Annotated in this window: 2 protein-coding genes and 1 pseudogene; all 3 read right to left on the bottom strand. The window is 45.7% G+C overall.

Annotated features, from left to right (window positions below; all coding sequences use genetic code 11):
- Window positions 1-232, bottom strand: a 232-nt coding sequence (locus ACP45E_RS20870; protein ID WP_241824361.1) for a HisA/HisF-related TIM barrel protein, incomplete at its 3' end; no start/stop codon positions are given.
- 33 nt (window positions 233-265) lie between these two features.
- Window positions 266-880, bottom strand: coding sequence for an imidazole glycerol phosphate synthase subunit HisH (hisH, locus tag ACP45E_RS20875; protein WP_017034909.1), 615 nt, complete (start codon window positions 878-880; stop codon window positions 266-268).
- A 12-nt stretch (window positions 881-892) separates the two neighbouring features.
- A pseudogene (locus tag ACP45E_RS20880) lies at window positions 893-1332 on the bottom strand (bifunctional histidinol-phosphatase/imidazoleglycerol-phosphate dehydratase); the annotation flags it as partial.

Below are 1332 nucleotides of genomic sequence, written 5' to 3' on the forward strand. Positions count from 1 at the left end.
TTTGAATATTGGCTGGTGTGCTCGCCAATAACTTAGCAATCAAATCTAGTTGTCGTGCTGAGGTATCTTTGGCGCCCGTTAAATCCACTAAATGCAACCAATTACCACCGGCTTGGTGGTAGAGATTGAACTGCTCAGCAGGATCGACTTTGTATTCTGTCACTTGACCATAGTCACCTTGAAATAGGCGAACAACCTGGCCTTCTATTAAATCTAATGCTGGAATAATCACGATAAATTCCTTTTCCTACGCTCAGAACGGTCACTACAGTTCTAAGAAATTTTGAATGAGTTTCGAACCGGCTTTGCTTGAACGTTCTGGGTGAAATTGAACGCCATAATAATTGCCACTTTGAAGTGCCGCCGTAAATGGAGTTCCGTAGTCACATTGCCCAATCGTGTATTCACCTACTGGCATCGCAAAACTATGGACAAAGTAAAAATACTCGTTCGTTTCTATACCTTTAAACAGCGGGTGATCGGGTGTCGCTTGAACGGTATTCCACCCCATATGAGGCAGCGGTAAATCGCCGGTTTGTAAGCGTTTAACTTCGCCTTCACACAGACCTAAACACTCGACAATTTGATCCGCTTTTTGACCTTTCTCCTGGGAAGCACGGCCCAAAAGCTGCATGCCTAGGCATATACCTAGCAGTGGTTTATCCACTTTTTTAACCAGTTCAATGAGATCGCGTTCTTGCAAGTTTTTCATTGCTTCGCTTGCGGTTCCCACCCCCGGTAGAAACAGCTTATCAGCGGCCAACACCACTTCTGGTTGCTTTGAAATCGTAACCTTGTAGCCCAACCGCTCGATGGCAAATTTCACTGAAGAGACGTTCGCACATCCTGTATCAATAATGACGACTTTCTGATCGCTCATAATACTTCCTTATTAAAGTACGCCTTTACTGCTCGGTAGTTCCGTTCCTTCCACTTTAATCGCTTGGCGAACCGTGCGACCAAACGCTTTAAACAGGCTCTCAATAATGTGGTGATCGTTGTCACCAGCCGAGGATAAGTGCAACGTACACGCTAATGTATCAGTGAGTGAGCGGAAGAAATGAACCACCATTTCTGTCGACAAATCACCAACTTGCTCTCTTGAGAACTTGGCATCAAATTTAAGGTAAGGACGCCCAGACAGATCCAGGGCACATTGCGCTAGACACTCATCCATAGGCAAACTAAAGCCAAAACGCCCAATGCCTCGTTTGTCACCTAAGGCTTCTCTAAGCGCTTCACCGAGGGCAAGAGCGGTATCTTCGATAGTGTGGTGATCGTCAATGTGAAGGTCACCTTTGACATCCAGCTTTAATTGAAAGCCGCCGTGAG

This window comes from Vibrio genomosp. F10 str. 9ZD137 (assembly GCF_049974785.1).
Taxonomy (GTDB): domain Bacteria; phylum Pseudomonadota; class Gammaproteobacteria; order Enterobacterales; family Vibrionaceae; genus Vibrio.